This window comes from Nocardia sp. AB354 (assembly GCF_049538315.1).
Classification (GTDB): Bacteria; Actinomycetota; Actinomycetes; order Mycobacteriales; family Mycobacteriaceae; genus Nocardia; species Nocardia nova.
This window is the reverse complement of record NZ_JBMVFU010000033.1, coordinates 13229-38596: the sequence shown is the minus strand read 5'-3', so window position 1 is coordinate 38596 and position 25368 is coordinate 13229. Positions and strand designations below refer to the sequence as shown.

General features: G+C 67.9%; 24 protein-coding genes. 16 read left to right on the top strand and 8 right to left on the bottom strand.

All coding sequences use genetic code 11. The features are described from left to right. Nucleotides 1–28: 28 nt before the first annotated feature. Nucleotides 29–1267 (top strand): acyl-CoA dehydrogenase family protein, encoded by a 1239-nt coding sequence (locus ACPCUW_RS31880; RefSeq protein ID WP_063013824.1) that lies wholly within the window; start codon nucleotides 29–31, stop codon nucleotides 1265–1267. A 555-nt stretch (nucleotides 1268–1822) separates the two neighbouring features. Here ACPCUW_RS31880 and ACPCUW_RS31875 read toward each other — a convergent pair. Beyond that, the gene (locus ACPCUW_RS31875; protein ID WP_064905975.1) at nucleotides 1823–2425 is read right to left on the bottom strand and encodes a chloramphenicol phosphotransferase CPT family protein; all 603 of its coding nucleotides are present in this window, start codon (nucleotides 2423–2425) and stop codon (nucleotides 1823–1825) included. Between the two features lie 176 nt (nucleotides 2426–2601). Between ACPCUW_RS31875 and ACPCUW_RS31870 the strand changes: the two genes are divergently transcribed. Then, entirely contained in the window at nucleotides 2602–2823 is a 222-nt protein-coding gene (locus ACPCUW_RS31870) for a hypothetical protein (RefSeq protein ID WP_423428979.1), read from the top strand. Nucleotides 2824–3139: 316 nt separating this feature from the next. Here the strand turns inward: ACPCUW_RS31870 and ACPCUW_RS31865 are convergent, their stop codons facing one another. Further along, nucleotides 3140–4027, bottom strand: coding sequence for a proline iminopeptidase-family hydrolase (locus ACPCUW_RS31865; RefSeq protein ID WP_423428936.1), 888 nt, complete (start codon nucleotides 4025–4027; stop codon nucleotides 3140–3142). Nucleotides 4028–4254: 227 nt separating this feature from the next. On the opposite strand from ACPCUW_RS31865, the gene ACPCUW_RS31860 reads away from it, so the two are divergent. The 7 genes from ACPCUW_RS31860 (at nucleotide 4255) to lhgO (ending at nucleotide 13387) form a co-directional block, all read left to right on the top strand. Next, nucleotides 4255–5925, top strand: a complete 1671-nt coding sequence (locus ACPCUW_RS31860; protein WP_423428976.1) for an acyl-CoA synthetase — start codon at nucleotides 4255–4257, stop codon at nucleotides 5923–5925. A gap of 144 nt (nucleotides 5926–6069) precedes the next feature. Further along, nucleotides 6070–7728: an acyl-CoA synthetase gene (locus tag ACPCUW_RS31855; protein WP_423428934.1), complete on the top strand. Its 1659-nt coding sequence runs from the start codon at nucleotides 6070–6072 to the stop codon at nucleotides 7726–7728. Between the two features lie 128 nt (nucleotides 7729–7856). Then, entirely contained in the window at nucleotides 7857–8435 is a 579-nt protein-coding gene (locus ACPCUW_RS31850) for a hypothetical protein (RefSeq protein ID WP_245922365.1), read from the top strand. 293 nt (nucleotides 8436–8728) lie between these two features. Further along, nucleotides 8729–10234 carry a PepSY-associated TM helix domain-containing protein gene (locus ACPCUW_RS31845; protein ID WP_423428932.1) on the top strand — a complete coding sequence of 502 codons (1506 nt, stop codon included), beginning with the start codon at nucleotides 8729–8731 and terminating at the stop codon, nucleotides 10232–10234. 284 nt (nucleotides 10235–10518) lie between these two features. Further along, nucleotides 10519–11217 carry a hypothetical protein gene (locus ACPCUW_RS31840; protein WP_423428930.1) on the top strand — a complete coding sequence of 233 codons (699 nt, stop codon included), beginning with the start codon at nucleotides 10519–10521 and terminating at the stop codon, nucleotides 11215–11217. A 196-nt stretch (nucleotides 11218–11413) separates the two neighbouring features. Continuing rightward, on the top strand, nucleotides 11414–12076 hold the full coding sequence (locus ACPCUW_RS31835; RefSeq protein ID WP_423428928.1) for a YcnI family protein: 663 nt from the start codon (nucleotides 11414–11416) through the stop codon (nucleotides 12074–12076). 108 nt (nucleotides 12077–12184) lie between these two features. Next, nucleotides 12185–13387 carry an L-2-hydroxyglutarate oxidase gene (gene lhgO / locus ACPCUW_RS31830; protein ID WP_423428926.1) on the top strand — a complete coding sequence of 401 codons (1203 nt, stop codon included), beginning with the start codon at nucleotides 12185–12187 and terminating at the stop codon, nucleotides 13385–13387. 10 nt (nucleotides 13388–13397) lie between these two features. On the opposite strand, the gene ACPCUW_RS31825 is transcribed toward lhgO, so the two are convergent. Together ACPCUW_RS31825 and ACPCUW_RS31820 are read right to left on the bottom strand one after the other, a co-directional pair. Next, nucleotides 13398–13661, bottom strand: a complete 264-nt coding sequence (locus tag ACPCUW_RS31825; RefSeq protein WP_423428924.1) for a hypothetical protein — start codon at nucleotides 13659–13661, stop codon at nucleotides 13398–13400. A 12-nt stretch (nucleotides 13662–13673) separates the two neighbouring features. Further along, nucleotides 13674–15395 (bottom strand): sodium:solute symporter family protein, encoded by a 1722-nt coding sequence (locus tag ACPCUW_RS31820; RefSeq protein WP_228794972.1) that lies wholly within the window; start codon nucleotides 15393–15395, stop codon nucleotides 13674–13676. Between the two features lie 200 nt (nucleotides 15396–15595). On the opposite strand from ACPCUW_RS31820, the gene ACPCUW_RS31815 reads away from it, so the two are divergent. The 3 genes from ACPCUW_RS31815 to ACPCUW_RS31805 are packed head-to-tail and all read left to right on the top strand — an operon-like array spanning nucleotide 15596 to nucleotide 18281. Continuing rightward, entirely contained in the window at nucleotides 15596–16144 is a 549-nt protein-coding gene (locus ACPCUW_RS31815) for a pyruvoyl-dependent arginine decarboxylase (protein WP_104363743.1), read from the top strand. Continuing rightward, nucleotides 16141–16740, top strand: a complete 600-nt coding sequence (locus ACPCUW_RS31810) for a hypothetical protein (protein WP_423428922.1) — start codon at nucleotides 16141–16143, stop codon at nucleotides 16738–16740. Before ACPCUW_RS31815 ends, ACPCUW_RS31810 begins: the two co-directional genes overlap by 4 nt. Next, nucleotides 16740–18281 (top strand): diguanylate cyclase domain-containing protein, encoded by a 1542-nt coding sequence (locus ACPCUW_RS31805; RefSeq protein ID WP_423428920.1) that lies wholly within the window; start codon nucleotides 16740–16742, stop codon nucleotides 18279–18281. The genes ACPCUW_RS31810 and ACPCUW_RS31805 overlap by 1 nt, the downstream gene beginning before the upstream one ends. Nucleotides 18282–18288: 7 nt before the next feature. On the opposite strand, the gene ACPCUW_RS31800 is transcribed toward ACPCUW_RS31805, so the two are convergent. The 3 genes from ACPCUW_RS31800 to ACPCUW_RS31790 form a co-directional block, all read right to left on the bottom strand. Continuing rightward, nucleotides 18289–19152, bottom strand: coding sequence for a TIGR03619 family F420-dependent LLM class oxidoreductase (locus tag ACPCUW_RS31800; protein ID WP_104363740.1), 864 nt, complete (start codon nucleotides 19150–19152; stop codon nucleotides 18289–18291). Nucleotides 19153–19167: 15 nt separating this feature from the next. Continuing rightward, entirely contained in the window at nucleotides 19168–19545 is a 378-nt protein-coding gene (locus ACPCUW_RS31795; RefSeq protein WP_064905963.1) for a MerR family transcriptional regulator, read from the bottom strand. 102 nt (nucleotides 19546–19647) lie between these two features. Continuing rightward, the gene (locus ACPCUW_RS31790) at nucleotides 19648–20412 is read right to left on the bottom strand and encodes a DUF6319 family protein (RefSeq protein WP_423428917.1); all 765 of its coding nucleotides are present in this window, start codon (nucleotides 20410–20412) and stop codon (nucleotides 19648–19650) included. A 415-nt stretch (nucleotides 20413–20827) separates the two neighbouring features. On the opposite strand from ACPCUW_RS31790, the gene ACPCUW_RS31785 reads away from it, so the two are divergent. The 3 genes from ACPCUW_RS31785 to ACPCUW_RS31775 all read left to right on the top strand — a co-directional run bounded on the left by ACPCUW_RS31785 (nucleotide 20828) and on the right by ACPCUW_RS31775 (nucleotide 23863). Next, on the top strand, nucleotides 20828–21613 hold the full coding sequence (locus ACPCUW_RS31785; RefSeq protein ID WP_064905961.1) for a maleylpyruvate isomerase N-terminal domain-containing protein: 786 nt from the start codon (nucleotides 20828–20830) through the stop codon (nucleotides 21611–21613). Nucleotides 21614–21731: 118 nt separating this feature from the next. Next, on the top strand, nucleotides 21732–22535 hold the full coding sequence (locus tag ACPCUW_RS31780; protein ID WP_423428916.1) for an SAM-dependent methyltransferase: 804 nt from the start codon (nucleotides 21732–21734) through the stop codon (nucleotides 22533–22535). A 32-nt stretch (nucleotides 22536–22567) separates the two neighbouring features. Further along, nucleotides 22568–23863 carry a diguanylate cyclase domain-containing protein gene (locus tag ACPCUW_RS31775; RefSeq protein WP_423428915.1) on the top strand — a complete coding sequence of 432 codons (1296 nt, stop codon included), beginning with the start codon at nucleotides 22568–22570 and terminating at the stop codon, nucleotides 23861–23863. Here ACPCUW_RS31775 and ACPCUW_RS31770 read toward each other — a convergent pair. Beyond that, on the bottom strand, nucleotides 23857–24297 hold the full coding sequence (locus ACPCUW_RS31770) for a MerR family transcriptional regulator (RefSeq protein ID WP_064907430.1): 441 nt from the start codon (nucleotides 24295–24297) through the stop codon (nucleotides 23857–23859). The genes ACPCUW_RS31775 and ACPCUW_RS31770 overlap by 7 nt on opposite strands. A 157-nt stretch (nucleotides 24298–24454) precedes the next feature. Here ACPCUW_RS31770 and ACPCUW_RS31765 point away from each other — a divergent pair, with 157 nt between their 5' ends. After that, nucleotides 24455–25360: an MBL fold metallo-hydrolase gene (locus tag ACPCUW_RS31765; protein ID WP_423428913.1), complete on the top strand. Its 906-nt coding sequence runs from the start codon at nucleotides 24455–24457 to the stop codon at nucleotides 25358–25360. Nucleotides 25361–25368: the final 8 nt, after the last annotated feature.

Genomic DNA, 25368 nt, shown 5'->3' with positions numbered 1-25368 from the left:
CCTGAACCGTATTGATGGAGACATTCCGATGATCAATCTCGAACTTCCCAAGAAGCTGCGGGCCAGCGCCAACCAGGCCCACCAGGTCGCCGCCGAGATCTTCCGCCCCATCTCGCGCAAGTACGACCTGGGCGAGCACGAATACCCGGTGGAGCTCGACACCATGGCAGCCATGGTGGAGGGCCTGGCCGACTCCGGCACCCAGGACATCTCCGGCGCCACCGGCGGCCGCAAGGCCAAGTCCGGCGAGGAGGCCGCCGACAGCCACTCCACCGAACTGCTCGGCAACAGCAACGGCGGCAACATGTCGGCTCTGCTGAATGCGCTCGAAACCTGCTGGGGCGACGTCGGTTTGATGCTGTCGATCCCCTACCAGGGACTGGGCAACGCCGCGATCGCGGCGGTCGCCACCGACGAGCAGCTGGAGCGCTTCGGCAAGGTGTGGGCGGCGATGGCCATCACCGAACCGTCCTTCGGATCGGACTCCGCGGCCGTGTCGACCACCGCGGTGCTCGACGGTGACGAGTGGGTCCTCAACGGCACCAAGATCTTCGTGACCGCCGGCTCGCGCGCCACCCACATCGTGGTGTGGGCCTCGGTGGACAAGTCCAAGGGCCGCGCGGCGATCAAGTCGTTCGTGGTGCCGCGAGATGCCAAGGGCCTCACCGTCGCTCGCCTCGAGCACAAGCTCGGCATCAAGGCCTCCGACACCGCCGAACTGCGCCTCGAGGACTGCCGCATTCCGGCCGACAACATCCTCGGCAGCCCGGAAGTCAACGTGGAGAAGGGTTTTGCCGGGGTCATGCAGACCTTCGACAACACCCGCCCGCTGGTGGCCGCGATGGCCATCGGCGTCGGCCGCGCCGCACTCGAGGAACTGCGCAAGATCCTCGAGGAGTCCGGCGTGGAGATCTCCTACGACATCCCCGCCAACAACCAGTCCGCCGCCGCCGCGGAATTCCTTCGCATGGAATCGGATTGGGAGGCCGCCTACCTGCTCGCCCTGCGCGCGGCGTGGATGGCCGACAACAAGAAGCCCAACTCCCTCGAAGCCTCCATGTCCAAGGCCAAGGCCGGGCGCATGGGCACCGACGTGACCCTGAAGGCCGTCGAACTGGCCGGCGCGGTGGGCTACTCCCAGCGCACCCTGCTGGAGAAGTGGAGCCGTGACTCGAAGATTCTGGACATCTTCGAAGGCACGCAGCAGATTCAGCAGCTGATCGTGGCCCGCCGGGTGCTCGAGCTGAGCAGCGCGCAGCTGAAGTAGGTTGCGGGACAACGGAAACCGGTGCGGGTTCGCTTCATCACTCGCACCGGTTCTTTCGTTCCTGGACACGCTGCTCCGATCAAGATTCCCTCTCAGGCCGCCGCTAGGCCGTCATCGCTCGGATACCAGTCTTTCCAGGCCGCATCCACCCCATAAGCCAGGAAACCGGCCCGGCAAAGGACTGACCGCCGGTAGTGAGCTACCGGCGGTCAGCAACCTGTCACACGCCGCCGTCAGTGGACGCCGAGGTCGATTCCGAACATCAGCTCAATCCACCGCAGAGCGGCAGTAAAGGCGACACTGGTATCGAGTCCGAATGAACCCATCGTCCTCATCTCCTTCAAATGGATTCTTTCTGATTCCCGACCCGATCGATGGCTACCACCCCCTGGTAGCAACGAAACACAAAAAGCAAACAAAAATCGACATTATCGCTGGTCAAAAGACCAGTTGTGTTTCCGCGCCCCTCCAGCCTCGAGGGCGCTACGCGTCACTACGTGATGGGCATTCGCCCACCCATGTACGCATACCGACCACCACCAAGGCCAAACAACGTCACTGGCCGGCAGTCTGCTCTCGATGCAGTACAACTCGGGCCAGTTCGGCGGGCGTCGCAGTAGTCGTGTCGACAATCATGTCGTAGGGGAAACCGTGATCGTGCACTGTGGCCAGATGGCCTCGCGCCAACCCGATCGTTTTGCCACGAACCAGTTCCCGCTGCTCGGCGACAGCGAGCGGACAGGTGACACCGACCAGTTGAACATCCAGGCCGGCCAATTCATCCAGCCATATCGGCAGCAGATCCGGGGAAAGCAACATCTCGTCTATGACCAGATGATCACCACCCCGAGCGAATTCAGCAGCCGCAGCACACCCCGACCGCAGCATGCGGTACCCGACCTGGCCGTAACGGACGACCAGCACCGAATGACCGTCTGCATCCTGGCCAGTCCGGTCGTACCAGAAACCGTCGCGACTGAGCCGGCCGTCGCGCCCACCACCCCAGTTCGGCGGCACCAGACTGAACAAGGTGTCGATCCCCCAGTAGACGAACGGGACGTCACTCTCATCCTGGATGGCCCGCGCCAACGTGGTCTTTCCCGCGCACGACGTGCCGTTGAGGAAAATCACCCGCGAAGGACGCTCAACGCTCCGCATCCACCCACGTTATCCGATCGCTTTCGCGTCAACCCGAGAGCCGGCGACAAAGACCACCGCACACAGCGACAACCACGATCCGCCGTCCCAATGCGGCGCAGCACTCAGGACCACCAGGTGCTGTATCGGCGATCCTTCTTTCCAGCTCAGTGTCACCACGGTGTGATTCGATCCGCTTGGCGATCGACGACTTCGGCCGCGGCGAAATCGAGGCCGCGATGCTGCATGTGTGTAACGCCGTCGACGGCACCGCCGAGAAGGTATATCCCACAAGACAAGTCGGTGACCGGTTCACCGCACTGATTCGCGACAACGACGACATCGAAGGCACGCAGCAGATTCAGCAGCTGATCGTGGCCCGGCGGGTGCTGGAGCTGAGCAGCGCGCAGCTGAAGTAAGTTGCGGGACAACGGAAAACCGATGGGGGTCCGACTCGCACCCGGTTCACCGATCGGCCCTACACCGGACCGGCCGACGGCCGGTTACCGCTTGGAGAAGCGGCCGGTCAGGTAGGTCGTCACGATGACCATGATCGTGAAGAGGAGAGCGATCAGGACTGCGGCGGTCGGCCAGTTCATGGTGTCATCCTCCCTTGCGGCACTGCCGCTCCTCGGTGTACACCTTCGACGGTAGGGCGCTGACGGTTCCCGATCCCGTGCCGTAGGTCCCGTTCGAGGCGCTGGAGGTCACCCCGAGCGAAGGACCGAGGTCGATTCACGCCGTCGGCTGGGCCGGCCTGCCTTCCACCTCGGCGAGGAAGCCGGTCAGCTCGGCGTGGAACGTGTCCCACTGCTCGGCGAAGCACAGGTGCGAGGCGTCCTCGACGGTCACCATTCGCGAGCCGGGGATGCGGCGGCGCATATCCTCGAGATGCGCCGGACGGCATTCGTCGTGCCGGCCGCCGATCAACAGGGTGGGCACGCCGATTTCCCCCAGCCGCTCGGTGACGTCCCACTCTTTCAACGAGCCGGTCACGGTGAACTCGCTGGGTCCGATCATGGTGTGGTAAACCTCGTAACCCGCTGCCGCGTACGCACGTTCGAGCCCGACCGGCCACGGCCGCAGCCGGCACACATGCTTGCGATAGAAGCCGAGCGTCGCGGCCTGATACTCGGGGCACCCGGTGAACCCGCTCGCCTCGTGCCGCCGGATCGTCTCTCGCACCTCGTCCGGCTCCTCCTCGAGCAGTTCCGCGCAGTCCCTCGACCACCGCGGCATACTTGCCGGAGCACCGACCAGCACCAGACTGTCCAGTGCCGGCTGCCGGTCGAGCGTGTACTGCAGGGCCAGCATCCCGCCCCACGAATTGCCGAGCAGATGGACGCGCTCCAAGCCCAGCGCCGCGCGCACGGCCACGAGTTCCGCGACGAACCGGTCCACGGTCCACAGCGAGGTATCGCTCGGCCGATCGGAATTGCCGCAGCCGAGCTGGTCGTAGAAGACGACCCGGCGCTCACCGGCTATCTGCGCCAGCGCCTCCAGATAATCGTGCGGAAAGCCCGGCCCCCCGTGCAGGCACAGGAGCGGAGTTCCGTTCTCGCCGAGCGACCGATACCAGACGCGCCCGCCGGGAACGTCGATACGACCTTCTTCCGAACGCATATCCACTCCTCTCGAACGGGTACCGCGTGGACATCCTCGACATAACCACCTCCGGCGAACCCCTGGCTACCGATCCGCCGAGCCGGCGGTGAACGATTCGGCAACAGGCGTGCCCGCTCGCCATGGCCATACGGCCCACAATCGAGGCCAAGCTGTTGACCGGAAGTGTGTACCAAGTCACACTTGCGGCTGCTACCGTCCCCAGCACGCGATCGGGTCGTGTGGAGGTGGTTGACGTGGGCGTCGGTATCGGGTCGATTCTGCAGGGGGTGCAGCGCAAGGCGGTCGAGGTGACCGAGGCCGTGCGGGCGCTGAATGTGCTGCGGGAGCGCGGTTTGATCGACCCGCGCAATCTGGGTGAGACGGTGTTGTCGGCGAAGGAGGGGCGCCGGCTCGGACCGCAGGCGACGATGGTCCGGCATGCCGCGCGGATGTGGCCGCAGCGGCCCGCGCTGGTCGACGAGCACGGGAGTATGACCTTCCGCGAACTCGACGACAACTCCACGCGGCTGGCCCGCGGCCTGCAATCGCTCGGCGTCGAACCCGGAACGGTGATCGGCATTCTCGCGCGCGATCATCGCGGACTGCTGCTGGCGATGGCGGCCGCCGGGAAGGCCGGGGCACGGCTGGCGCTGATGAACACCGGCTTCGCGAAACCTCAGTTCGCGCAGGTCTGCGAGCGCGAGCACGTGAAGGTGGTGCTGCACGACAGTGAATTCGTCGGCCTGCTCGACGCGCTGCCGCCGGAGCTGCCGCGGGTGATCACCTGGGTCGACGACGGCGCCGAATTGCCCACGGGCGCAATAACGATCGAGGAATTGATCGCGGCCCATCCACCGACCGAGCTGCCGCTGCCGGCCAAGCCGGGCGGCTTCGTGATCCTCACCAGCGGCACCACCGGCCTGCCGAAAGGCGCTCCCCGGGAGGCGGTTTCGCCGATCGCCTCGGCACAGATCACCGATCGGATCCCGTTCCCGGCGCAGGGCACGATGCTCATCGTCTCGCCGATCTTCCACAGCACGGGCCAGGCCACCTGGCTGATCGCCACCGCGCTGGGCGCGACGACGGTGATGATGCGCCGCTTCGACGCCGAGCGGACCCTGGCCCTGATCGCCGAACACGAGGTCGACCTGCTGGTCGCGGTGCCGACGATGCTGCATCGGATGGTCGAACTCGATCCGGCCGTGCGCGAGCGGTACGACCTGTCCTCACTGCGATCCATCGTGCTGGCGGGATCGGCGCTGTCCCCGGAGTTGACCGTGCGCGCCACCGAGGCGTTCGGCCCGGTGCTCTACAACCTCTACGGCTCCACCGAATGCGCGGTGGCGACGGTGGCCCAGCCGGCCGATCTGGCCCTCGCCCCGGGTACGGCCGGCCGCGCGCCCGTCACCTGCGAGGTGGCGTTGTTCGACGAGAACGGCAAGCGTGTGCACGGCGCGAATGTCAAGGGGCGCATATTCATTCGGTCCGGCGCACCCTTCGGGGGATATACCGACGGTCGGCACAAGCAGATCATCGACGGCTACATGTCCTCCGGCGACGTCGGCCACTTCGACGAGCACGGGCTGCTGTTCGTCGACGGCCGCGACGACGACATGATCGTCTCCGGCGGCGAGAACGTCTTCCCGCAGGAGGTCGAGAACCTGCTGCTGGAGCGGGCGGACATCTTCGACGCCGCGGTGGTCGGCGTGGACGACGTGGAATTCGGCAAACGCCTGCGCGCCTTCGTCGTGCCCGAGCCCGGCGCGACCCTGGATCCGGACGAGATCAAGGCCTACGTCAAGGGCACCCTGGCCCGTTACAAAGTGCCTCGTGACGTGGTGTTCCTCGACGATCTGCCGCGCAACGCCACCGGCAAGCTGCTGCGCCGGACACTGGTGGAATACCAGATCACATAACCGATCACCCGACCAGTTGTACGGTACCGTCGGTTACAGAGACGCGAACCACACCCGCGTGCCCCTGCTTGCTAGGGTTGGCAGGCACTGGATCTCGATGTTGCGGTCCCGCCTGCCTGGCGGAATCCGCGGAAGGTTGTACCTATGTCAGCTGTCCTTCCGTCAGCAAGCACTGCCCTCCGAAAGGCCGGAGATCTGGCTCTGGGGGTCAACGTCATGCGCAAACGCGGGCTGTTCAGCCCGCTGCGACCGGACCATGCGGTCAGCTCGGCGCTCAACGTCACCAGGTTCGGACCCTTCGCCGGCGTGATCATGCACGCCGCGAAGACCAATCCGAAGTCCGCGGCGCTGCTGGACGAGCGGGGCGAGCTGACCTTCGCCGAGGTCAACGAGCAGTCCAACCAGCTGGCTCGCGGCCTGGCGGCACACGGTCTGCGCGAGGGTGATGTGGTGGCGCTGCTGGCGCGCGACCACCGCGGCATGGTGCTGAGCCTGGCCGCCACCGGCAAACTCGGTGTGCGGGCGGTATTGATGAACACCGGCTTCGCGAAACCGCAGTTCGCCGATGTCGCTACGCGCGAGCAGGTCAAACTGGTGCTGCACGACAGCGAGTTCTTCGACCTGATGAGCGCCATTCCCGACGAGATCCCCCGCATCCTGACCTGGGTGGACGAGTCCGACAGCGTCGATCCTTCGATCCCGACCGTCGATTCGCTGCGCGAGGGCCAGTCCCCCGATGCGGTGAGCGCGCCGACGAAGCCGGGCGGCATGGTGATTCTGACCTCCGGCACGACCGGCACCCCGAAGGGCGCGCCGCGCGACAAGGTCAGCCCGTTCATCTCCGCGCAGTTCCTGGATCGAATTCCGTTGCCGCGCAACGGTTCCATGGTCGTCGCGGCGCCGGTCTTCCACGCCACCGGGCTCTCGCAGTTCACCCTCGGGCTCTCGCTCGGCAACCGGATGATCTTTCAGCAGCGCCGGTTCGATCCCGAGAAGACGCTCGCCAACATCGACAAGTACAAGGCGGAGTCGCTGGTGGTGGTGCCGACCATGCTGCAGCGCATGCTGGACCTGCCGCCCGAGACGCTCGCCAAGTACGACATGTCCTCGCTGCGGATGATTTTCGCCGCGGGCTCGGCGATCCCGCCGGACGTCGTGACGCGCAGCCTCGACTACTTCGGTGACGTCCTCTACAACGTGTACGGCTCCACCGAATGCGCGCTGATCACCGTCGCGAGTCCGGAGGATCTGCGCAAGTCGCCGAGCACCGCGGGACGCCCGCCCCTCGGGATCCGGCTGGCGCTGTTCGACGAGAACCGCAAGCGCATCACCGAACCGAACGTCACCGGCACGATCTTCATCGAGAACGCGCACTCCTTCAAGGCCTACACCGACGGCCGCACCAAGGAGACCATCGACGGCATGATGTCCAGCGGCGACGTCGGGCACTTCGACGAGGACGGACTGCTGTTCATCGACGGCCGCGACGACGACATGATCGTCTCCGGCGGCGAGAACGTCTTCCCGCAGGAGGTCGAGCACCTCATCGCCGATCGCGCCGACGTGCAGGAGGCGGCGGTCGTCGGTGTCGACGACAAGGAATTCGGAAAGCGCCTGCGCGCCTTCGTCGTGCCGGGTCCCGACTCCAAGCGCGACGCCCAGGAGATCAAGGACTACGTGAAGGCGAACCTCGCGCGTTACAAGGTGCCGCGCGAGGTGATCTTCCTCGACGAGCTGCCTCGCAACGCCACCGGCAAGCTGCTGCGCAAGCCGCTGACCGAAATGGACGTCACCGGCGACTGAGTTCACCGGCACCGATCGGCCCGGGAGTTTCGACTCCCGGGCCGATCGTGTTTCCGCGGAGCGTCCACGCGGGAAGAGTCGAACGTATCTGTGAATTCGCTTCGAAGCGGTCGGCTATCATTCAGCTCGTGTTTCCCCCGTCCGGCCGCGCATCGGCCCGCGCCCAGGTGTCGACGCGTGCGCGTCGGGCCGCGGTGGCGCGGTTGCGGGGCGCGTCGGCCGGATCCGTATCGGGCGCCCTGTCGATCGCCGCGCACGGATGGGCGGCGGGCGGGATGCCGGTGCAGTCCAGCACCCTGATGCTGCTCGTGGCCGCCTCCACCGTGGTCGGCGCGCTCGTCGCGGGGCTGGCGCCACTGCGCACCACCGCCGTCGGACTCGTCGCGGCCCTGTGGGGCGGGCAGCTGATCGGCCATCTGGTGATGTCGGCCGATATGGCGCAGATGCACGATATGCCGCTGTGGACGCCCGCCATGCTGGGCGCCCACCTGGTCGGCGCGGTGTGCGCCGCCGTCGTCATTCTCGGCGCCGAGGCCGCCTACCGGATCGGCACCGCCGTCGTGCGGGCGCTGCCCGTCCCGGTCAGCCTCCCGGCCGTCGACGAACCGATTCTTCCGCGCAGTGTTCACCGTGACCGGGTGATCCTGCGAATCTTCCCCACCGAGACCTTCCGCACTCGCGGACCCCCGCTCGCTGCGTCTTGCTGATACATCTCATCACCCACATTCGCGAATCCTTCTCGCCGACAGTGCGTTCCGGGTAACCGGCGCAGCATTTCGGGTGCTTCGACCGCGGGATCGGGCGGCGTATCGTCCGCACCGAAACTCTGCGGGTGAATCCGAACCGCGTCGTCCCGGCGCGTATTCGGCTGTCTCGGAAGCGGGTGCCGCCTTAGTCCCAGTGCGGCGGAACCCGAGACCACGCCGATCCCGGATACAGTTGCGAGCCACGCGGTTTTCGCGCACAGCCATGTGGGTGCCCTCGAACAGGAGCACTACCAGTGAGCATCACCGATATTCCGGCTGCCGGCACCGAGCCGCCGCAGCCGGAGAAGTCGCCGCCCGAGGCGGCGCAGCAGTCACCACCCGGTTCGGCCGATCGGTCGCGACCGTCTGGGTCCGGCACCGCACGAGCGGTGCAGGCGCTGGCCATGCGGCTGCACTTCTATGCCGGCGTCTTCGTCGCGCCGTTCATCCTGATCGCGGCGGTGACCGGGGCGCTGTACGCGGTCGCCCCCAGCCTCGAGTCGATCGTGAATCGCGACCTGCTGCATGTGGATTCGAGTGGCCCGGCGCGGCCGCTGTCGGAGCAGATCGGGGCGGGTGTGGCCGCCGAACCGGGACTCGCGCTGGTCGCCGTCGACCCGGCGCAGCTCGCGGGCGACACCACCCGCGTGATCTTCACCGATCCGAGCCTCGGTGAATCCGAGCGCCGCGCCGTCTTCGTCGACCCGGCGACCGCGACGTCCGTGGGCGACAGCGTCGTGTACGGCAGTACGGGTGCGCTACCCATGCGCACCTGGATCGATGTGCTGCATCGCAACCTGCATCTCGGCGATGTGGGCCGGCTCTACAGCGAGATGGCCGCCTCGTGGATGTGGATCATCGCGCTGGCCGGTGTGGTGATGTGGCTGCGCCGCTCCCGTGGCTCGCTGCGGCGGCTGCTGTGGCCGGACCGGTCGAAGGCCGGTCGCCCGCGCAGCGTCGGTGCGCATGCCACGGTCGGCATGTGGATTCTGCTGCCGCTGCTGTTCCTCTCGGCCACGGGCCTGACCTGGTCGTTGCACGCGGGGCAGCACATCACGTCGCTGCGGCAGCAATTGAGCTGGACCACGCCGGTCGTCGACACGGCGCTGCCGGGTGCACCGATGCCGTCGATGCCGGCCGGTGGCGAACACGCCGAACACACCGGCGGACACGCCATGTCGATGCCCGTTCCCGCCGACCGCGCCGCCCAGGCGGACAAGGTCCTCGCGGTGGCCCGCGGACACGGAATCGACGGTCCGGTCGAGATCTCCGTCCCGGCGAAGGACACCACCGCCTTCACCGTCAAGGAGCGCCGCCTGCCCGGGGTCTACACCCAGGACGCGATCGCCGTGGACGGTAGGACCGGCGATGTCACCGACATCCTGCGCTACGCGGACTGGCCGCTGATGGCCAAACTCGCCAACTGGGGCATCGCGCTGCATATGGGCATGCTGTTCGGCCTCGGCAATCAACTGCTGCTGCTGGCCACGATGATCGCGCTGATCACCGTGATCGGACGCGGCTATCTGATGTGGTGGCGACGACGGCCGACCCGCGCGGACGGCCCGTTCACCTTCGGGCGGGTACCGGCACGCGGTGTGCTGCGGCGGGCGCCGCTGTGGATCAGCGTGCCACTGATCGCGGTCACCGTGGGGATCGGCTGGTTCGCACCGGTGCTGGGCGTGAGCCTGCTCGCGTTCCTGATCGTCGATGTCATCCTCGGCCTGATCGCGGGACGACGCCGGGGAGCAGTCGTCTGAGGTTCTGAATCGCACTCGGTTACGACACCGGCCGAGGTAATTCGGTTGCGCCGCACCATCATTCCCGCGCACGCGAGCACCACCGCGTCGCCCGTGCGATGGACCGCGCGCTCGGCCGGGTCGTAACAGCCGCCGACAGCGATCGGCCGGCATCACCGATTGCGCCGCAATACGCAGGACGTACCGCTTGCGGTCGTCCGGGGCTGCATCATGCCCATATTCGGCGCAGTCGGCACACCTACAGCAACTTTCTTTTACCTGATACCGCAAAGGGATTCATCACCATGGGAATCAAGAACATCGCCGCCACCGCCGCCCTCGTCGCCGCCGCCCTGGGCCTGAGCACGGCCACCGCCGGCGCCGCCCCCACCGACGCCGGCGCGGTGGGCTTCCAGACGACCACCACGCCGACCGGCACCGTCATCTCCACCGATGCCGGATCGCTGTCGGCCGACGACGGCGTATTCACCGTCAAGGCGGCCGACGGCACGGTCCTGGCCGGAACGCAGCTCTCGTTCCGGGTCGACGATTTCGTCTTCCCGATCGAGGCGCGGATCCACGACCGCACCGCGACCCTCACGCCGAAGTTCGACCTCGCGCACGCGGCCTACCAGCCGGTCGCGATGCCGTTCGAGGACAGCGCGCCGTGGAAGACCCCGTACGACCGGGAGCAGGCCGCGTGGAGCCGGATGACCAGCACCCTCAGCGCCGGCGCTTCCATCGGCACCCTGGTGGGTGGCATCGGTGGCGCCGGAATCGGCTGCGTCCTGGGCGGAATCGCGGGCGCGACCATCGCGGCGGCCACCATCGTCGGCATGTTCGGCCCGTTCGTACCGGCCGCGGTGGTGGGCTGCCTCGGCGGCATCGTGGCCATCGGCGCGCTGGGCACCCTCGCGGGTCAGCTGCTGGTCACCGCCCCGGTCGCGGTCCTGGCCGCGGCCCAGTACTTCACCACGGTGAACTCCCCGTTCCCCGCGAAGTGAGATAGCGAGACGACGCGGCACCCGCATCCCGATATCCGGTGATCTGCCGGGTATCGGGTGCGGGGCCGCCGGCGGAACAGCGAAGGCGCCCAGCGCAATCCGCCGGGATCGGCGCCGGCGCAGCCCTTCCGGGATATCGTGCACACGATCAGCACAGGTTGTCTCCGTTTTCCCTTCGCGAAGGAGTGACCGCGTTATGAACGATTCCTGGTTCCGCCGCACCGCACGCGCCGGTGTCGCCGCCGCGGGGGCCACAATCCTCGCGGCCGCCCCGGCTCTCGCTCACGTCACCGTCTCCGGTCCGGACGCGGCGCGCGGCGGTTCGGCGGTGCTGACCTTCCGGGTACCCAACGAATCGGCCACCGGTAGCGCCACCACCCAATTGAGCGTGCAGCTTCCGGCCTTGACCGAAGCCGAAACCGAACCCGTGCCGGGCTGGAAGACCAAGGTCACCCGCAACGACAACCACAGGGTCGTCGCCGTCACCTGGATGGCGGATACCGGCAGCGGCATCGAGGCCGGGCAGTTCGAACAGTTCTCCATACTGGCCGACGGACTACCGGATGCCGACACCGTCACCCTGCCCGCCACCCAGACCTACGCCGACGGCCGGGTCGTGCGATGGGACCAACCCTCCTCCGGGGACAGCGAACCCGAATTCCCCGCTCCGACACTGGCATTGGCGCCGGCACACGCGGGCGGGGCGCACAACCACGGCGACGTCCACGCCGCCGCCGCGGCCGAGGAACACGAAACCGACACCACGGCACGATGGCTGGGCAGTATCGGCATCGTGCTCGGCGCACTGGGTGTCCTCGCGGCGGCCACGATGTTCACGCGAAACCGGTCTCGGCGGTAGCCGACACCGCCGCGGCGCCCGATCGGCCCCGGAAACGCGATCGCCGGAGACCGCCCGTACATTGACCACGAGCGCAATGGCCGATCTCGGGTGAGAGTGGGAGTGAGCGTGCCGGAGCAGACCGTCGGCATCATCGGCGCCGGCATCATCGGACTGGCGATCGGCCGGGAACTCGTCCGCCGCCGGCCCGGCACCCGGGTCGTCGTCGTGGACAAGGAGGACCGGGTCGCGGGCCATCAGACCGGGCACAACTCCGGAGTCGTCCATGCCGGAATCTATTACGAACCGGGCTCTCTGAAGGCCACCCTCTGTGCCCGCGGGCGGCAGCTGCTGCGCGACTACTGCGCCGAGAAGCAGCTGCCCTACGACGAGGTCGGCAAACTGGTCGTCGCCGTCACCCCGGACGACGTGGTGCGGATGGACGCGCTGGCCGAACGAGCGGGCAGCAACGCCGTGCCGGGACTGCGGCGCATCGATGCCGGCGAGATCCGCGAGATCGAACCGCATGCGACGGGTCTGGCCGCGCTGTATTCGCCGCACACCGCCATCACCGACTATCCCCGCATCGCCGCCGCCTTCGCCGACGAGATCACCGCCGCCGGCGGAGAGATCCGGTTGTCGTTCCCGGTCACCGCCGTCACGCGCGCCTCGAACGGCATCCGCATCGGCTCGGACGCCGCGGCGATCGTGGTCGATCGGCTCATCGTGTGCGCGGGCCTGCACAGCGACACCGTGGCCGGACTGGCCGGAGACCGGCCGGGGCCCAGAATCGTTCCGTTCCGGGGCGAATACATGCTGGTCCGGCCGGAGAAGAAGGAGCTGGTGCGCGGGCTGATCTATCCGGTGCCCGATCCGCGGTATCCCTTTCTCGGCGTGCACTTCACCCGCCGGGTGAACGGCGAGGTCGAGGTGGGGCCGAACGCGGTGCTCGCCTTCGCCCGCGAGGGATATCGCAGGTCCGCGGTCTCCGCGCGGGACCTGCGCGACCTCTCGACCTGGCCCGGGACTTGGCGAATGGCGCGCCGGCACTGGCGCACCGGGGTGCGTGAAGTGCACGGCTCACTGTCGGCGCGAGCGTATATGCGCGCGGCGCAACGGTATGTCCCGGATATCGGCGTCCACGATGTGTTCCGGGCCGGGTCGGGCGTGCGGGCGCAGGCCGTCGACGCCGGCGGGGACCTCGTCGACGATTTCCGCATCCACCGCCTCGGCCCGATCACCGCGGTCCGCAACGCGCCCTCCCCCGCGGCCACCTCCAGTATGGCCATCGCCGAGCATGTGGCCGACGTACTCGAGCGCGAGGGCGAATAGCGTTGGGCCGCTAGGGTTCCGACGGGCCGGCGGGCGGCTCGGTGTCGGCCGGCTCCGGTTCGCCTTCGGTGAGCTGACGGACCGGGCGTAGCACCACCCACAGCAGGAACGCCGCCGCCGCGACGAGCATCCCGATCCCGGCCCAGAGGTTGATGTTCCAACCGCCGGTGCGCACCCGATCGGCCGCGGTGTCGTGGACGAGTGCGGTGACGACGAGGATCAGGCCGTAGCACCCGAGCAGGGAGCCGACGATGGTGCGGATATCGAAAAGCATGGCGTCACTTCCTCATCCCACGAAGATGTTCAGCGCGATCACGATGACCAGCGCGATCCCGGCGAGCAGCACCGGTCGCTGATACCACGGCAGCGTCGCGGCATCGGGATCGCTGAGCTGGGCCTTCGGCGTCTCCGAATACACCAGCCCGACCAGTTCGGCGTCGGGTTTGGGCGCGGTCCACATACTCACCGCGATACTGAGCACCATATCGACCACGAAGGCCACGCCGGCGGCGACGAAACTCGAGCCCTGCCCCGACAGATGGAACACCTCGGCCTTGTTCAGGATGAAAACCACCACCGCGCTGAGCGTTCCGAACACCAGACCCACCCAGCCGGCGGTCGGGGTCATCCGCTTCCAGAACATGCCGAGGATGAAGGTCGCGAACAGCGGCGCGTTGAAGAACGAGAACAGCGTCTGCAGATAGTCCATCATGTTCGAGAAGCTGCCCGCGATGAACGCGGTGCCGATCGCGATGGCCGTGGCGCCGACGGTGGCGAGGCGGCCGACGGTGAGGTAGTAACCGTCGGGCTTGTCCTTGATCACGTACTGCTGCCACAGGTCGTAGCTGAAGACGGTGTTGAACGCGGAGATGTTGGCCGCCATCCCGGCCATGAACGCCGCCAGCAGTCCCGCCAGGCCGACGCCCAGAAGTCCGTTCGGCAGGACCTCTTTCATCAGATAGAGCAGCGACTGGTTGTAGGTCGCGTCACCGTGGCCGGTGTTCTTCAACTCGGCGATCTGCGGGATCAGCAGCGCGGCGACCATACCGGGGATGACGACGATGAACGGGATGAACATCTTCGGATAGGCGCCGATGATCGGGGTGCGCCGCGCGGCCGAGATCGAATGCGTCGCCAGCGCGCGCTGCACCTCGACGAAATTCGTTGTCCAGTAACCGAAGGACAGCACGAAGCCGAGTCCGAGCACGATCCCCGTCACCGACAGGAAGTTGTTCGAGAAACCGCTGAGCTCGTGGCCCGGCCAGGAATGCCACTGTTCGGAGCCGTCGGGCCGGGCGGTCACCTGGTCCTTCAATCCGCTCACACCACCGATGCGATGCAGGCCGACCAGGGTGAGCGGCAGCAGCGCCGCGACGATGACGAAGAACTGCAGCACCTCGTTGTAGATCGCCGCCGACAGACCGCCGAGGGTGATGTAGGACAACACGATCAGCGCCGCCACGATCACCGATACCCAGAGCGGCCAGCCCAGCAGCACGTTGACGATCGAACCCAGCAGATAGAGGTTCACCCCGGCGATCAGCACCTGGGCTACCGCGAAACTGAGCGCGTTCACCAGATGCGCACCGGTGCCGAAGCGGCGCCGCATGAATTCCGGGACGCTGCGCACCTTGGAGCCGTAGTAGAACGGCATCATCACCACGCCGAGGAACAGCATGGCCGGCACCGCGCCGATCCAGAAGTAATGCATGGTCGGCATGCCGTATTCGGCGCCGTTGGCCGACATGCCCATGATCTCGACCGCACCGAGATTCGCGGAGATGAAGGCCAGGCCGGTGACCCACGCCGGCAGCGAACGACCCGACAGGAAGAAATCGATACTCGAGGAGACCCGTGCGCGGGCCATCAGTCCGATTCCGAGTACGAAGACGAAATACACGGCGACCAAGGCGTAATCGACGGGCGCGGCATCGAGCCGGAGCTGATCCGACCCCAGCACCGCCGCCGCAGAATCGAACCGGTGCGGTGGCTGAGCTAGCGGCTGCATACGGATCTCCTGTCGGAAAGACCAGCGGTCGACCGGGTCACGATGTGCCCGGATCGTAGCGCGCCCCAGTGCATCTCCGGGGCCAGTCCGCCGCCCGCGCGGCGCGCGCCGGGTCGATCTGCCACTCTTCGAAGGAAGAATTTAGAGAAACATCGCCCTGCAAAATGCAACACTGGTGAGCCCGGGAAGGATCGAACACGATGCTCACAACTCATACTTCGCTCGACCCACTCGGCCGCCGCGATCGCGATCGCGAGGGACCTGCGACGCTGACCATCGAGATCGGCACGGCGACGGGAACGGGCGCTACCGAGGTGGCCGCCTTCGACGCGGCCCTGTGCGAACTCGGTGTGGGAGAGGCGAATCTGATCCGATTATCCTCGGTGATCCCGCCCCGGGCGCAGGTGCGGCGGACGGCGCGGGTACGCCAGCGGATCGGCTGGGGCGATCGTCTCTACTGCGTCTACGCCCTCGGGCACGCGCGATCGCCCGGCGCCACCGCGGCCGCCGGGATCGGCTGGACCCTGTGTGCGGACGGCTCCGGCGCGGGCCTGTTCGTGGAACACGCCGCCGAAACTACCGGGCAGGTCGAGGATCTCATCAACGCCAGCCTCGCCGATATGACCACCGCACGGCCAGGGCGCTTCGGCCCGATCCACACTGCCACCGTCGCGGTGCGCGCCGACGGGCGCGACACGTGTGCGCTGGTGCTGGCCGCCTACCGAGCCAGCGGCTGGGATCGTCCGTGAGCGATGCCCTCGGAACCGGGGCGTCGTGGCCGGGCGTCGAGATCACCATCGAGACGGCGATCGCGGACGGCGAGATCGACCTCTTCCACGACCTCTACGAGCAGGCTTTCGGACCGCTGCGAGCGCGCGCGATCGCCCGGCAGGTGCTGCATCGCAACGAGTTCCGCGCGGAGATGACCGACACCCGGGTCGACAAGATCGTGGCCCGCACACCGGCCGGCGAACCGATCGGACTCACCACCCTGACGCGGCATCTGGACACCGTGCCGTGGATCAGTCCGGAGTATTTTGCGACACGGTTTCCGCAACACGCCGAGCGCGATGCGATTTACTATGCAGGTTTCACCCTTGTTACCCCAACTGCGCGACACGGGGTGGCTTTTCATGCCATGATCAGTACAGTTGTCCAGATCCTGGCGGCAGATGGTGGGGTCGTCGGCTGGGACATCTGCTCGTACAACAATTCTCAATTCTCGTTTGCCGACGCACTGCGCAGTGCGGTCGGTGAACAGGCGAACGTGGAAGTCGCGGTCGAGGATTCACAAACCTACTACGCGGCTCGGTTCCTGAACGACGACGCGGACCAGGGGGGCTGATGACATCCGGCACACAGCACCACCACACCACCCGCATCCGGCCGCTGCGCACCTGTCCGCCGGAAAAGCTTTGGCGCACAGCGCTATCGACGGCCGTCGTCTCGATCGTGGCGGTCCTGGCGATCGCCGAATCCCCGGCGCTGTCACTGACGGCGATGCTGGGTGTCGTCGTCGCGACGCTGACCATGATCGGGACGGGAGTGCGCCGGCATCGGCCGCCCGCGCCGGCGGCCTGGTATCTGCTCGCCCTCTCCGGCGTCTTGTTCGCCGCCGGAACACTGCTGCGCGATTTCACCGCCAGCGGCTTCCCGCCGTACGACGATCTGGCGACGCTGGCCGGCTACGGCGGCGTCGGAGTCGCCGCCTTCCTCTGGTTGTGGCCGCGGCGCTCGAGCTGTCAGCGCGATCTGGTGCTGGATTCCGGTCTGATCGCGCTCGGCGCCCTGCTCGCCTCGTGGACCTTTCTCATCTCCCCGGTGCTGCACAACACCCGGCAGTGGGACGCCTCGGCGCTGATCATGCCGATCTATCCGGTGATCGATGCCTTGCTGCTGACGCTGGTCACCCACTCCGTGGTCACGTCGTCGCGCTCGGAGACCTCGTTGCGGCTGGTGCACGTCGGCCTGCTGGCGATCCTGGTGGCCGACCTCGGCTACAACCTGCAGTCCGCCGGCTCGGTACATCTCGACGCGCGCATGCTGTTGACGCCGCTGCTCGTCGCCTATGCGATGGTCGGGCTGGCGGCGCTGCATCCGACCATGGTCACCCTCGGCGGCGCCCGCCGGGTGCATCCGCACCGGTCCCGGCAGCGCGCCAGCGTGATCGCGGTGACGCTGGTGGTCGCCTCGCTGGTGCCGACCGTCGGCGCGCCGGTCGGCACGGTGGACCGGGTGGTGGTCTCCACACTGCTCGCCACGCTGTTGGTGGGTGTGCTGGTGCGCAGCGAGCGCGCGATCGTGCGCAGCGCGCGCAGCGAGCGCCGGGCCCAGTACCAGGCCGACCACGATATGCTCACCGGCCTGCTCAATCGGTCGGCGTTGCTGCGCGCCCCGGCGCGCAATCGCGAACTGTGGGCCGGGCGCCCGATCTGCCTGCTGTTTCTCGATCTGGACGGCTTCAAGACGATCAACGACAGCTACGGCCACGCGGTCGGCGACGAACTCATCGCGAACGCCGCCGCCCGCATCCGCCGCGTCATCCACCGCGACGATGTCGCGGCCCGCTACGGCGGCGACGAATTCGTGGTGCTGGCCGGCGCCAACCGCGCCGAGGCGGCCGTACTGGCCGAGAAACTGCTGGCCGCCTTCGGCAAACCCTTCGAACTGTCGGTCACCGAGGTGACCATCGGCGCGAGCATCGGCATCGCCTGCAGCGGCCCGCGCAGCACCGATGCCACCATCTACGACTTACTGCGCGAAGCGGATTCGGCCATGTACCACGCCAAGGACTATTCGCTCGGCTGCGCCTTCCACGACGACCTGCGCCATCTCCCCCAGGCCGAGAGCCGGCGGCGAGTGCGCCGGCACGAACCGGCGGTGTGAGCCGGCGTCACACCGCGGGTGCGAGCGCGAAACGTTCGGCGAATTCCGACATCTGATCGTGTTGCTGCGCCGGCTCGGCTCCGGCGAATCCGACGACGAGGCGATGCACACCGGTTTCGGCGAGTTGTCCGGCACGGTCGGCGGAGATGTCGGCCGATCCCCATCGCGTGTACTCGAGAGCCGCGGGGTCGCGGCCCGCCTCGGCAGCGGCCCCGCGCGCCAGCGCGAATTGCCGGTCGCGTTCGGCCTCGGTCAGCATGCCGCCGGCGAAATAGCCGTTGCCGCGCCGCCCGGCACGACGCGCGGCCGCCGCGCTGGAACCTCCGACATGGATGGGAAGTTCGCTCACGCCATGGGGTTTGGGGTAACTGCACAGATCGTCGAAGGAGAAGAACTCACCACGGTGACCGACACCCTCCGGACCGCCCGACCACAGCAGCCGCAGCACGTCGATCGCCTCGTCGGCGCGGCGGCCGCGGGTGCGGTAGTCGACCCCGAGCGCCCGCGCCTCCCCCGGCAGACTGCCGAGGCCGACGGTGAGCAGCCGCATCCGGCCGCGCGACAACACGTCGATCGTCGCCAGCCGCTTGGCCAGCACGACCGGATGGCGGTAGGGAAGCAACAGCACGCCGGTGCCGAGCAGAATCCGCCGGGTGGCGGCCGCGACGAAGCTCAGGCAGTCGAGCGGATCGAAATACGGCAGGGTGGGCGGCAATTCGCCCGCGCCGTAGTCCGCCCCCGGATACAGCGCGATGTGATCCTGGACGTAGAGCCCTTCGAATCCACAGTCCTCGGCATGCCGGGCGAAGGCGACGAGCCGATCGGGATCGGTGCCGTTGAATGCCGTGCTGTAGCTGACCGCGAAACGCATCCGGAAACCTCCGAGTTAGCAGGTGAACGCACACTTCGGCGACGGTCCGGTGACAGCGTCGATCCGATCCGTCAGATGCCGGCGTGCGGCGCCGAGTCGAGCGATCGCGTCGTCGATCTCGGCCAATTTGCGACGCAGTGACTCGACAGATTCCGGACATTCGTCACCCGACTCGTTGCCTGCGCGCAGACAGGTGACGAACGGCTGCGTGTCGGCCAGATCGAATCCCAGCTCCAGCAGATCGCGAATCTTGCGTACGACATCCACCTCGTGCTCGTCGTAGACGCGGTAGCCGTTGGCCGACCGCCGGGACCGGACCAGACCCTGCTGCTCGTAGTACCGCAGCATCCGGGCGCTCGTTCCCACCCGCTCGGCCAGTTCTCCGATCAGCATGAATTCCCTCTCGCCACTGCAGCCGTCACGCTAAACGTTGTCATCGGTGTCAACGCAAGGCCGCGGCCGCGAATTCGGAGGGAGCTGTGGCGTGCGGCCCGATTAGCCGGACAGTTCGTCGAGCAGGCGCCGGGCCTGTTCGAGTTCGGCCTGGAGTTGTTCGACCTTGGCGCGCTGAGAGTCGCGAACGGCGTCCAGGACGGAGTCGACCACCTCGGCGACCTCCGGATGCAGCAGCTTCGCGGCCTGCGCCACCGAGGCACCCGCCACCGCCAGGCCCTTGATCGTGCGCTTCTTACCGTGCACCACATCCACGGACCATTCCCCGTCGGCGGTGCCGGACAGGGTGACCGTCACCTCGGGGGCCTTGGATTTGCGGGCGGCCGCGGCCGACTTCTGGGGACGGGCGGCCGGCGTGGCGGCGGGTTTGGCCGCCGGCTTCTGATCCGAAGCAGGTTGCGGCGCAGGCGTTTTCGACGCCGCGGCGGGCACGGCTGCCGGTGTGGTCGGCGCGGACGGCGCGGTCACGGACGACGACATGCTCACTGCGGTGTCCTTCCTCGTTGCCGGCGTAGCGCCGGTGGTCTCGGATGTGGTGGTGCGCTTGTCCTTGCGGGCGGGCTTGGCCAATGTCACCTCGGTCGGCGAGAACGACATGACATCCTTCGATCCGGTCGGCCGGACCTGCAGGAAATCGCCGTCGGCCGGATCACCGAGTGCGATCACCTTGCCCGAACGCCCCTCGGATACTCCCACTGCCGCCGGAGTGAACCACACCATGGGTGGCCGGCCGTCGGCGAGCTCGGCCGCTATCTGTCGAATCTCGGTGTCGGACAACGGTTGCGGTTTGGTTCGTGGGGACGACATGGTGTACTCCGGGCGGGCTCGTAGACATCTGCGTGCCAAGAGCATGCCCCATGGCACCGACAAGTCCACATCGTGCGCGACACCCGGGTTACGGCAGACATATCGGCAACAGCTCAGCGAATCGGCCGATCCGCGCGCGGCGAACTCGGCCGCGTGCACAACGCGGCATCCGGAGTCGTCGGCGTCCGTCGGTTCGCCCGCGTACGAGACCACTGCAATGTTTCGGCGAACCGTTCGGCCGGCCCTTCGCCGGCGCACCGGCACAGACGGACGTCCCAGCGGGTGCGGCGACGTTGCCGCAGCGTGCCGAGGCGCCGGTCCGGGGCCGAAATCGGCGCGCGCTCTGGCTCCCGGCGACCACGAACCGGTAGCGTGCGCTGTTCATGAGGAGTTCGGTGGTCGTCGAGGTCTGCCGATGAGTTCGCGATATCTGCCCGGCCTCAGTGACGAGCGCCGCGCGGTGCTCGAATTCTGCGGGGAGTTGACCGAGGAGCAGTGGGCCGCGCCCAGCGCGGCCGCCGGATGGTCGGTGGCCGAGGTCGTCATCCACATGACGACCGGAGTGCGCGCGCTGCTCACCCCGAGTGCCGCCGCCATCGTGGCCACTCGCGATCTGGAGCGCCTCAACGAACAGCTGGTGGACGAAAAACGTTCGCACACAACACGTCACGTATTGCCGGAATTCGACACCTGGTCGCGGCGCGGCGTGCGGGCGCTGTCGCTGTTCACCGCGGCGGGGATACGGCGCATACAGCTCCCGATCGGTGAGCTGGGCTGGTACCGGCTGGACCTGATTCCGGCGATGCTGCTCTTCGACTGGCACACGCATCTGCGCCACGACATCGCGCCCGCGCTCGACCTTCCCCCGCCACCCACCGACGCGCTGCGCATGAACGCCATCCTGACCTGGCTCACCGTACTGCTGGAGCGTTCCCATCGCGAGGCGCTGAGCTGGCTCGACGCCCCGGTGGCGCTGACTTTCACCGGACCCGGCGGCGGTACCTGGCGGATCGAGCCGCGGGGCGGGCGGCTGCGGGTGCGGCCCGGTCAGGCCGCCGGCGCCGCCGCCCATATCGCCGCGCTGGCGCTGGAGTTTCCGCAGTGGGGTACCCGGCGGTTGCCGTGGCGGGCGGGCGCGGTCGCGATCACCGGCGATGCCGAGCTCGGCGCCCGCGTACTCGACTCGATCAATCTGGTCTGAGCGGCCGACGCATGTCCGCGGACCGGACCCGCGTGGGCGTACAGTTGGGCTTCGACAAGATCGGCCCCGGACCCCGCGGTCCGGCGGGCCGATTCTCGATCGGCAAGAGGGGATTCGAGTGGACAGGCCAGCGTGGGCGCCCGAGGGCGTGGATATGCAGCGGCCCAGCCCGGCCCGGATGTACGACGCGCTGCTGGGCGGTTCCCACAATTTCGAAGTGGACCGGCACGCCGCGGCGGAGGGGCGCAAGCTGGTGCCGGATCTGCCGCGGCTGGCATTGAGCAACCGCGCTTTTCTGCGCCGGGCGGTCCGATTCATGATCGACTCCGGGATCCGGCAGTTCCTCGATGTCGGATCGGGAATTCCCACCGCTGGGAATGTGCACGAGGTCGCGCACGACATCGATCCGTCGATCCGGGTGCTCTACGCCGACATCGACCCCGTCGCGGTCACCCACGCGGCCACCATCCTGGAGGGCAACGACCACGCGGGCGCCATCGAGGCGGATCTGCGCAAGCCGGAGGAACTGCTCGCGCGCGCCCGTGAGACCGGCCTGATCGACTTCGATCGTCCCGTCGGTCTGCTGCTGGTCGCCGTGCTGCATCTGCTGCAGGACGAGGAACGTCCGCGCGAGCAGGTCGCCGCGTTGCGGGCGGCCGCGGCGCCGGGCAGCTATATCGCGATCTCCCATCTGTCCTCGGCACACCGGCCGGAGGCGGCCGCGCGGATTCACGAGGAATCGACCAGCGGCGTCGGAATCCGTTTCCGCGACCGCGCGGCCATCGTCGACATGTTCACCGGCTGGGAACAGGTCGAGCCGGGCGTCGTCGAATTACCTCTGTGGCGCCCGGAATCCGAGCGTGACCTGCACGAGACGCCGGGACGCTCGCTCGGTTTGGGCGGCGTGGGGCACAAGGTGTGACGGGGTCCACGGGATAGGCAGGGGTTTGCAGGGTGGGTTCGCAGGAGTTGGCGGCGCGGTGGGCCGACGCACTCGACGGAGTGGTCGCGCCGACCCTGACGCGAACCGAGATCGAGACCCTGCTCACCGGCCTGTGCGAGGAACTGCTGGGCACGCTGCGCGGCACCGTCGGCGTCGAGGCGGCCCGGCTGGCCGCCTCGTCGCTGGTCGCCGCGAATTATCGCGACGATGCCGCGGTGAGCCGATCGGTGGCGGTGATCTGCCGCGATATGGTCGCCGAGATCTGCCCGGACCCCGGTGAACCCGATTACGAGACCGTCCGCGACCGCGCCGTCACCGTGGCCGGGGAGTTCGCCGCAGGATTCACCGCGGCCCTGCGCGGTGCCGCTCTCGCCGAACAGGAGACGACGCTGAGCGCCGCACTGGCCGCGGTCCGTGAGGAACAGGCGCGGCGGCAACTGTCGGAGGCCCGGTTCGGCGCCATCTTCGCCGGCGCCTCGGTGGGCATCGGCACCATCGACGCCGAGACCGGCAGGGTCCGCGATGTGAACGCCGCTTTCGCCGAGATGCTCGGTGTGCCGATCGACCTGATCCTCGGCCGGTCGGTGGCGGCGGTGCTGGGCGAGGGCAACGTCGGTGAGGCCTACACCCAGTTCCAGCAGCTGTTGCGCGGCGGTCTGGACCGCTTCCGGATGGAGACGTCGCTCACCCGGCCCGACGGTCACCATTCCGATATCGACCTGTCCATGTCGGTGGTGCGGGACGCGCGCGGCAGGGTGCGATTCCTGATCGGGGTGGCCGTCGACATCACCGAGCGCAAGGCGCTGGCCGACCGGCTCTGGCACGAAGCCCATCACGACGATCTGACCGGGCTCGCCAATCGGCTGCTGTTCTTCGACCGGCTGGCGCAGGCCGAGCCGCCGATCGGACTGTGCTATCTCGACCTGGACGGATTCAAGGAGATCAACGACGATTACGGGCACACCATCGGTGATCGCGTGTTGCGTACGGTCGCCGAGCGACTCGGGGCGGCGGCCGAGCCCGATGGGCTGGCCGCTCGGATCGGGGGCGACGAGTTCATCGTGCTGATCGAGCGGTGCGCGGGCGAGACGCAACTGGTCGACATGTCGTCCCGGCTCCTGACGGCACTCGGTGAACCGGTCGTGGTGGCCGGTGGGGCGATCACGGTGGGCGCCTCGATCGGCACCGCACTGGTCACCCGGCAGCCCGAGGCGGTCGACGATCTCATGCATGCCGTCGACACCGCGATGTACCGCAACAAGAGTGCGCGGCAACGGCCCGGCAGCCGGTCACGCCTGCATCAGTGAGCCGGCAGCGGCGAGGGGTCTCGATCCGCGAATTCGTGCCGGTCGCGCTCGTCGCCGTATCGGGCGAGGAAACCGGAGCAGTCGGGACATTCGGCGAGGATGGGATGGCGGCAATCGAGGATGTGGGCGAGGAAGCGATCGGTGGCCTCGAACAGGTCGATGCGGCGGCGCAACTGTGCCCGCTCGGCGGCAATCAGGGCCAGCCGTTCGTCGCGCCCGGAGATGCCGAGTTCCCGGATCCGGCGCAGCGACAACCCGGTGCGCTGCAGGGTGCGGATCAGCCGTGCCCGGTCGAGAGTCTGTTCGTCGTAGGCGCGATGCCCGGAGGGACTGCGGGCCGGATGCAGCAGCCCGACCGATTCCCAATGGCGCAGCACATGCGCCTCGACGCCGATCGCCACGGCGGCGTCGCCGATCTTCAGTCCCTCGTCCATCGCCGGCCTCACCCCTTTACTTCATGTCGACCTTAAGTTTTATCGTGCCACAACACGTGGCGACGATCCCGTCATTCGCGGCCCACCCACAGAACGGACGAATGACATGCCGGATCCGGTGAAGACACCGAGTGTGCTCGAATGCTGCACTGCCGCAGTGGGTTCCGTGCGCGGGCTGATGCTGCCCCGCCGGCTCGATCGGCGCTTCCTGGCCTCGATCCCCGATGCCGGGCTGCCCGAGCCCCGAGGCGTCGTCTCGGTGCGCGCGCTGCCGCAGGCACCACGGTCGGTGCCGACGGCGGCGGTCGTCGAGGGAACGTTCACGCCGCGCCGTATCGACAACGCGCTGACCGCCTTCGTCGTCGAGCATCCGCAGGCCCGGTTCGTGGTCGACCCCGGCGTCTGCCTGGATGCCGAACGTCGCGCGATCGCGCAGCTCCCGGCGGTCCTGCGGGTCGCGGTGCGGCCCCCGGCCGCAACCGTGGCGACCGTCGACTCGCTGCGTCGACACGATCCGCGACCGCTGGATTTCGCGCTGCCCACGCACGCGCATTGGGATCATGTCTGCGGTCTGCTGGATCTGCCGAAACTGCCGGTCCACATGCACCGCGTCGAGCAGCGGTGGATCATGACGGGTCCGGTCGCGCCGGTCGGCGGCGTCCGCGATGCGCTGCGGGAGCGGCCCGTGGTCGAATACGACCTCGACGGACCGCCGGTGCTGACGTTCACCGCGAGCCACGATCTGTTCGGCGACGGGACCGTGGTGCTGGTGGATCTGTCCGGGCACACCCCCGGCAGTATCGGCGTCCTCGCCCACACCCGGCGGGGCTGGGTCCTGCTCGCCGGGGATGCCGCCTGGCACCACCTGCAGATCGACAAGATCCGCCAGAAGGCAAGCTACCCGGGCGGTTTCGCCGATGACGATCGCGAACTGACCTTCCGCACACTGCACCGGCTGCATCTGGCGCGCGCGACGGTGACGGTGGTGCCGACCCACGACCACGCGGCCGCCCAGCGGTTGCGCGCCGAGGAGGCGAACGTGGGCGTGGCGAACGACGGCTGAGGTCGCGG